Below are 258 nucleotides of genomic sequence, written 5' to 3' on the forward strand. Positions count from 1 at the left end.
GTCCAGCAGCGGCGCGATCGACCTGCGCGCCGACGTCGCCCCACGTCATCCTCTCGCCGCCGGGATGGAAAACATAGGCCTCGCGATCGGGCCAGCGCGCAACATTCGCCGCAAGGCACTCCGAAATACTGCGTGGCCGGTCACGATAGGCCCATATCTCGGTGCCTTCCCACGCGATACCGCGCCCGAGTGGTGCCGTGATCCTGGCGACCTGTCCGGCAAGCTCCGGATAAACGTCGCGCCAAGACTTGCAAGTAC

Annotated in this window: 1 protein-coding gene; it reads right to left on the reverse strand. The window is 65.5% G+C overall.

Translation table 11 applies throughout. The annotated features are described in order from the left end of the window. Positions 1-258, reverse strand: a 258-nt coding sequence (locus C1X29_RS30090) for a hypothetical protein (RefSeq protein WP_218275737.1), incomplete at both ends; no start/stop codon positions are given.

The sequence above is a fragment of the Pseudomonas sp. GW456-12-10-14-LB2 genome (genome assembly GCF_002884345.1).
Lineage (GTDB): Bacteria > Pseudomonadota > Gammaproteobacteria > Pseudomonadales > Pseudomonadaceae > Aquipseudomonas > Aquipseudomonas paraglycinae.